This is a genomic window from Nonomuraea sp. NPDC001684 (assembly GCF_053596515.1).
Window position 1 is genome coordinate 1 of record NZ_JBSFGJ010000494.1, and the last position, 6,461, is coordinate 6,461.

7 protein-coding genes are annotated in these 6,461 nt (G+C 73.4%); 5 read left to right on the forward strand and 2 right to left on the reverse strand.

Going from position 1 to position 6,461, the window contains the following annotated elements; all coding sequences use genetic code 11:
* From ACWCSD_RS44945 to ACWCSD_RS44960, 4 genes are all read left to right on the forward strand, one after another.
* A partial coding sequence (locus tag ACWCSD_RS44945) for a hypothetical protein (protein ID WP_449924587.1) occupies positions 1-1,315 on the forward strand: 1,315 nt, incomplete at its 5' end.
* The gene (locus ACWCSD_RS44950; RefSeq protein WP_449924590.1) at positions 1,299-2,762 is read left to right on the forward strand and encodes a hypothetical protein; all 1,464 of its coding nucleotides are present in this window, start codon (positions 1,299-1,301) and stop codon (positions 2,760-2,762) included. The genes ACWCSD_RS44945 and ACWCSD_RS44950, both read left to right, overlap by 17 nt.
* Positions 2,763-2,771: 9 nt before the next feature.
* Positions 2,772-2,894, forward strand: coding sequence for a putative leader peptide (locus tag ACWCSD_RS44955; protein WP_352324370.1), 123 nt, complete (start codon positions 2,772-2,774; stop codon positions 2,892-2,894).
* Positions 2,895-2,975: 81 nt separating this feature from the next.
* Positions 2,976-3,935: a TauD/TfdA dioxygenase family protein gene (locus tag ACWCSD_RS44960; protein WP_397160233.1), complete on the forward strand. Its 960-nt coding sequence runs from the start codon at positions 2,976-2,978 to the stop codon at positions 3,933-3,935.
* Between the two features lie 89 nt (positions 3,936-4,024).
* On the opposite strand, the gene ACWCSD_RS44965 is transcribed toward ACWCSD_RS44960, so the two are convergent.
* Both ACWCSD_RS44965 and ACWCSD_RS44970 read right to left on the reverse strand, forming a co-directional pair.
* Positions 4,025-5,173: an acyltransferase family protein gene (locus tag ACWCSD_RS44965; RefSeq protein WP_449924594.1), complete on the reverse strand. Its 1,149-nt coding sequence runs from the start codon at positions 5,171-5,173 to the stop codon at positions 4,025-4,027.
* A gap of 98 nt (positions 5,174-5,271) precedes the next feature.
* The gene (locus ACWCSD_RS44970; protein ID WP_352329981.1) at positions 5,272-5,472 is read right to left on the reverse strand and encodes a hypothetical protein; all 201 of its coding nucleotides are present in this window, start codon (positions 5,470-5,472) and stop codon (positions 5,272-5,274) included.
* Between the two features lie 204 nt (positions 5,473-5,676).
* On the opposite strand from ACWCSD_RS44970, the gene ACWCSD_RS44975 reads away from it, so the two are divergent.
* Positions 5,677-6,461, forward strand: a 785-nt coding sequence (locus ACWCSD_RS44975) for an aminopeptidase P N-terminal domain-containing protein (protein ID WP_449924597.1), incomplete at its 3' end; no start/stop codon positions are given.

The window sequence follows — 6,461 nt, forward strand, 5'->3', positions numbered from 1 at the left end:
CGGGCGGTGGGAGAGGTGGCGGCGGGACGGCCACGGCGGCGACCCGTCCGGGTCCGCCGGGGCGATCCTGTGCCGGGCCCTCGTCGCCGACCTCACCGACTCCTGGTCCAAGAGCCACCGCCACGCCCGCAGCTGCCTGCTGCTGCTGGAGGGGGCCGAGACCGCGGCGGGCCGCGCGCTGCTCAGGGCGCTCGGCCCGGCCAAGGGCGCCGACCCGCTGCTGGTGGTGGCGGAGTCGAAGGAGTGGCTGCCGATGGGCGGCTCGTGGGCGCGTCCCGGCACGGTCGTGCCCGGCGCGGCCCACCCGCCCACGCTGGCGGAGGCGAGCTACCGCGACTGGCGGGCCGGCTACGACGCCAGGGAGCAGCCGTGGTGGTACCCCGTGCTGATGCCGCCGCTGGAGGCCGACAGGTCGCGTGCCTACGCCTCGGCCGTCCGGGAGCTGACCGGCGGCCATCCGGCCGTGACCCGGCGCCTGGGCAGGCTCGCCGCCACGGCCCAGGACGACGACGCCTTCCGCGCCGTCGTGTGCCGCGAGGACCTGCTGCGCTGGCCCGACCGGCTGCACCTGGCCCACCTGGACGAGCTCACCGACTGGGCGGCGGCCAGGAACGTGGACGACGCCGAGAGCGCCCTGCTCAAACGGGCCGGCCGGACGCCGAACCTGCGCAACGAGCTGGCCGACCTGCTCTGGCTCGACCGCCGTCCGGAGGAGCGGGACCCGCACGGCCGCTACGAGGGGGCGCGCGGCCCCCAGGTCACCGTGATCCACCCGTGGCTGCGGCGGCTGCTGCTGCACCGGCTCGCCGTCACCGGCCGCTGGGACGACGTGCACGGGGACCTGGAACGTTTCCACCTCGGCCCCGGCGGCGAGGAGAACCCGCGCAGCCTGCACCACCGCCTGGCCCGTGTCGGCCGGGACGACCCCGAAGGCCATCTGACCCACGTCGCCGATCACCTGCACCGGCTCTTCGACCGGCTCGACGTGCGCGAGGACGGCCGCAGCCGCCTGCCGGAATGGCTGGCCGGCTTCAACGAGGTGACCACCGCCCCCAACCGGCTGCCGCTGGTCACGCCCCTGGACGAGCTGTACGACTCGCTGGTGGCGACCGCCGTCCCGCACGAGCGCGGGGACTGGCTCGTCGTGGTCAGGGCCCTGGTCGTGGACCGCTGGTTCTGGCTCGACCCGCTGCTCGACCCGTCCGGGAGCCGGGCCGAGCAGGTCGCGCGCGGGCTGCGGGACCTGGCCAGGCGGTCGGCCACCAGTCCGGCGATCTTGTTACGGGAGGCCGACAGGTATGAGCGACGACGGTGACCTCGGCACGGCCGGGGCGGGCGATCCGGCGCCGGCGGAGGTCGGCGCGAAGTGGGCGGCGGGCCGCCGCAACCGCGTCCTGCTGCGCAGGGCGCTGGCGGGGGCGCTCGTCGTGGCAGCCGTGGTCGTCCTCGGGCTCTACGTCAGGACGTCGCGGCTCACCGACGACAGCGACGCCTTCGGCCCCGACCTGGCCCCGGTCATGAGCCGCATCGCCGCCGAGAACGCCGCGGTGGAGAAGGAGCACCCGGACGACTACGTGACCGTCGTCGCGATGTTCCCGATGACCGGCTCCCTCACCGACATCGCCCTGAACCGGGAGAGCATCAGGCACGGCCTGGAGGGCATCCATCTGGCGCAGGTGTGGCGCAACCGGCAGCCGTCCTCGCCGCCGTACGTGCGGGTGCTGGTCGCCAGCGACGGGCCGCAGGACTGGGAGCCGACGGTCGAGGCCGTCCGGGACCGGACCGCGCAGGAGCACATCGTGGCCGTGACCGGGCTGGGCGCCAGCACCGGCGCGACCCGCAGGACGGTCGCGAGCCTGAGCGCGAGCCGGTACGCGATGGTCTCGGCGGTCATCACCTCCGACGAGCTCACCGGCTTCCCCGGCCTGGCCCGCGTCGCGGCCCTGAACAGCGAGCAGGCCCAGGCCGGGGTGGTGCACGCCAGGAAGGTCAACCCCGGGCTCAAGGCGGTCGTGATCAAAGACCTCAACCCGGCCGACAGCTACGTCAAGACCCTCGCCCGGTTCTACACCGGCTCGCTGGCCGGCCGGGAACGCGTGATGGAGCTGTCCTTCGACTCCTCGACCAGGTTCTCCGGCACCGTGCTCGACGTCATCGCCGAGCGCGTCTGCAACTCCGGCGCGAACACCGTCCTGTACGCCGGGCGCAGCGAGCAGCTGCCCGCGCTGATGCAGGCGCTCAGCCAGCGCGAGCGGTGCGTCCGGCCCGGCGTCACCGTGATCACCGGCGACGACGCCAGCGAGATGAACCGCAAGGTCGACCTCGGCATGTGGGGGGACACCCGGATCCGGCTCTTCTACACGGCCCTGGCCCACCCGGCGAGCCTCGCGCTGCCCGGCGGCGGGGTGCTCACGGCGATCCGGGCCAGGTTCGAGGGCGACGACCCCGACAGCTTCCGGCGCATGTTCCCGCACGAGAGCCTCGACGACGGCATGGCCATCATGCACCACGACGCCATGTTCGTGGCCCTGGAGACGGCCAAGGCGTTCGCCCGGGAGCCGGACGTGCCCTCGCCGCAGGACATGGCGAACATGCTGACCAGCGGCACGGTGTCGGTCGAGGGCGCCAGCGGCCCGATCAGGATCGTCGAGGGCGGCGCCCGCCAGACCAAGGAGATCCCGATCCTCCAGCTCAACCCGGACGGCACCTCGGCGTACTCGGGCCGGGTCACGGTGACGGACGGCGGCCCCGGCCGGAGCTGACCGCCTTTCATGTATTACCTATTGCTTTTGTGGGAAATTTCGCGCAGGATCAGAGGCGTGAAGAGCCTTCTGGTGGCCCGCCTCCACGTCGACCTCCGGCGGCAGGCGAGCGCGCTCTGTGCCGTGCGGTGACCTCCGGGTCCCCGCTCTCCTCGGACGCCCCGAGCGTCCTTCCCCCAGACCTTCCCCGAAGCTCAGAGGAGTGGCCGAACCATGTCGACACCCACCAGCGTGCTCACCGTCCGGCGGGTCGCCGGGCACATCGGCGCCGAGATCACCGGCGTCGATCTGGCCCACCCGCTCGATCCGTCCGTGGTCGAGGAGATCCGCCGGGCGCTGCTCGCGTACAAAGTCGTGTTCTTCCGCGGGCAGGAGCTCGACCACGCCGCGCAGATCGCCTTCGCCCGCCAGTTCGGCGAGCTGACCCACGCCCACCCGCACGAGGACGCGCCGCCCGAGGAGTTCCCGCAGATCCTGACCATCGACCCGCGCCGGTACGAGAAGCGTTACGGCGTCAACTACCGCGAGCTCTACCAGCGCAGGCGCTACTCCTACTTCTCCGGCTGGCACACCGACGTCACCGCCGCCGTCAACCCGCCCGCCGCCTCGATCCTGCGGGCCGAGACCGTGCCGGAGTTCGGCGGCGACACCCAGTGGACGAACCTGGTGGCCGCCTACGAGGGCCTGTCCGCGCCGCTGCGCGACCTGGTGGACGGTCTGCGCGCCGAACACCGCTTCCTGGCCGGCTACCAGGCCGCCGAGGAGGACGGCAAGCTGGTCAAGCGCATCAACGACAACCTGCTGATCTCCGTGCACCCGGTGGTGCGGGTGCATCCGGAGACCGGTGAGCGGGCGTTGTTCGTCAACCCCGGCTTCACCGACCACATCGTGGGCCTGTCGGCCGTGGAGAGCCGCCGCATCCTCGACCTGCTGTACGAGCAGCTCACCCGGCCCGAGTACACCGTGCGGTTCCGCTGGCAGCCCGGCAGCGTCGCCTTCTGGGACAACCGCGCCACCGCCCACCTCGCCCCGTCCGACCTCGACCACCTCGACGTGCCGCGCAGGCTGCACCGGGTCACGCTGATCGGCGACCGTCCCGTCGGACCCGACGGGTTCGTCTCGGAGATCGTGGCCGGAAGGGAGTTCAGGGCGCAGTCACTCGTGGTCGCCTGACGGCGGCGGCCACCTCCGCGAGCGGGCCCCGCTCGCGGCACCGGACGCGCGGGCGGGGGCTGGGGGGTGCCCGCCCGCGGCGTCGGTCGCTACTTCCTGACGGTCGGTCCCTGCTTCTGGACGGCGGCGCGCGACCCGCTCAGCCGGCGGCCGAGCCGCTGGGCCGGGGCCTCGATCACGTGGTACGTCACCAGGCACAGCGGGATCAGGACCAGGTAGTACAGCACCAGGTTCGGCAGCAGGCGCAGCAGCAGGGGATGCAGCAGGTAGACGGAGAAGCTGATCACGCCGAGCCGGGTCAGCACGCGCGGGAACGCCCTGTGGCGCAGCGCCAGCCCCACCCCGAACACCGCGAACGCGAGCACGAGCGCGGGCGCCCATCCCGGGTCGTCCTTGGCGGGGACGCCGCAGGCCACCACCGCCAGGCAGGCGAGCCCGGCGGTCCGCCAGGAGATCACGCCCTGCTCGGCGCGATGCACCGCGGTCCCGGCGAACATGGCGGCCAGGATGATCACGCCCTGCCAGGTGCCGGCCCGGCTGCCCAGGACCACCAGCGCCAGCCCGAGCAGCCCGCCCGCCGCGGCGGCCGCCGTACGGGCCCGGCCGTCCCCGAGGGCGGTGACCGCGATAGCCGCCACGACCGCGAGGACGAGCAGCGCGGCGGTCAGGTCGGCCCCGCCGTTGATCGACGCGCCCGGCAGCAGCAGCCCCGCGGGCACGGCCAGCGCCGCCAGCGTGACGGCGATCCCCGCCGACCTGCTGGCCTGGCCGGTCGCGAACAGCGCCACGCTGATCAGGTAGAAGGCCATCTCGTACGACAGCGTCCAGGTCACGCCGATGACGGGCGGCAGGTTGACCAGCTCCTGCAGCATCGTCAGGTTGCCGAGCGCGACCAGCGGCGCGGGACGTTCGCCGAGGCGCGGATCCAGCGGGACCAGGCCCGCGAAGGCGAGCAGGAACGCCAGGCCGAGGGCGGCGAGCAGCAGCGGCAGCAGGCGGAAGGCCCGCCCGGTCCAGAAGGCGCGCAGGTCGCCGCGCCGTTCCAGGGACGCCGGGATGATGTAGCCGCTGACCAGGAAGAACACGAAGACGCCCCACGTGCCGAGGTCGATCCTGCGGTCCACGACCGCCCACGCGGCGGGGACGAAGGACCAGCCCGCGTGGTGCGCGGTGACGGCCAGCGCGGCGGGCCCCCGCAGGGCGTCCAGCCAGGCCAGCCGGGCGGAGGCGGGGGACATCTGTCGGATTCTAGGCCATTTGCGACAGAACCCTCCGTGTGCGGACGGCCGCCCGGATCGCAGCCGGCTTCATGCTTCCCCGGGCCGGATCGCCGCGCTCAGCGGGACGGCGAACGCCGCAGGCGCAGGCCGATCACCACGACGGCGACGCCCACCAGCAGGACCACCGGCCCGATGACCGCCCAGGCGGTGTCGCCGGTCATCACGCTGCCGCCCACCACGCCCAGTCCCTGGAGCGCCCAGAGCCCGCCCACCAGGGCCAGCAGCACGCCGACGACGATGAGGATCCAAGAGGTCATCGTTCTTCCCGTCTCTCGTCCCGCCGCGCTCGTTCCGCCGCGGGGGCTCCGTGTGCGTGATGATCGCGTGGCTTCCGCAGAGTAACCGAGCCTTTGTCACGATATGCGGATTTTTCTGGTCACCTCTTGGCGGCGGCTTCCTGTCGTTCTAGTGTTCAGTGCAATGCCACACATTACTGAGCCCTATGGAAGGAGTGATCCCCGGTGCGTGACGGCAGGCCCCCGAGGCTGTCCGAGATCCCCGCGTTCGCCGCGTACATGAACACCGGCTGGGGCACCCCCGACCGCACGCCGCGCGTGGTGCCCGGCGCGGCCGAGGCCGCCGCCGCCCACCGGGCGCGGCTGGCCGAGGCGCTGCCCGGCCGGAGAGTCGTGCTGGCCGCGGGGCAGGCCCCGATCCGCAGCAACGACATGGCCTACGACTTCCGCGCCGGCAGCGACTTCGTCTGGCTGGCCGGCTGCCAGATCGAGAACGCCGTCGTCGTGCTGGAGGGCGCCGAGGCCACCCTCTACGTGCCGCCGCCCGCCGGCCCCGGCGACCCGGCGTTCTTCACCGACTCCAGGTACGGCGAGCTGTGGGTGGGCGCCGCGCCCGGCCTGGACGACTGGGCGAAGGCGCTGGGCGTCCCGGTCAAGCCGCTGGCCGAGCTGACCACCGAGGTGACGGACGACCAGGAGGCCGCCCGGGTCCTCGCCGAGCTGCGCATGTACAAGGACGACTGGGAGCTCGGCCAGCTGCGCGAGGCGGTGGACCGCACCGTCGAGGGGTTCGCCGCCGTCGTCCGCGAGATCCCCGCCGCCGTGGACGGGCGCGGCGAGCGGTGGCTCCAGGGCACCTTCGACCGGTACGCCCGCGCCTACGGCAACGGCCCCGGCTACCCCTCCATCGTGGGCTCCGGCCCGCACGCGCCCACCCTGCACTGGGTGCGCTGCGACGGCCCGTCCCAGATCCGTGGGAGGGCCGGGTCCCGGCCCGCGTACCACAAGGA

Bases quoted from the DNA above. Each gene is read 5' to 3' on its own strand.
- ACWCSD_RS44960 (WP_397160233.1), top strand. From the start codon at position 2,976: ATGTCGACACCCACCAGCGTGCTCACCGTCCGGCGGGTCGCCGGGCAC.
- ACWCSD_RS44950 (WP_449924590.1), top strand. From the start codon at position 1,299: ATGAGCGACGACGGTGACCTCGGCACGGCCGGGGCGGGCGATCCGGCG.
- ACWCSD_RS44970 (WP_352329981.1), bottom strand. From the start codon at position 5,472: ATGACCTCTTGGATCCTCATCGTCGTCGGCGTGCTGCTGGCCCTGGTG.
- ACWCSD_RS44955 (WP_352324370.1), top strand. From the start codon at position 2,772: ATGTATTACCTATTGCTTTTGTGGGAAATTTCGCGCAGGATCAGAGGC.
- ACWCSD_RS44965 (WP_449924594.1), bottom strand. From the start codon at position 5,173: ATGTCCCCCGCCTCCGCCCGGCTGGCCTGGCTGGACGCCCTGCGGGGG.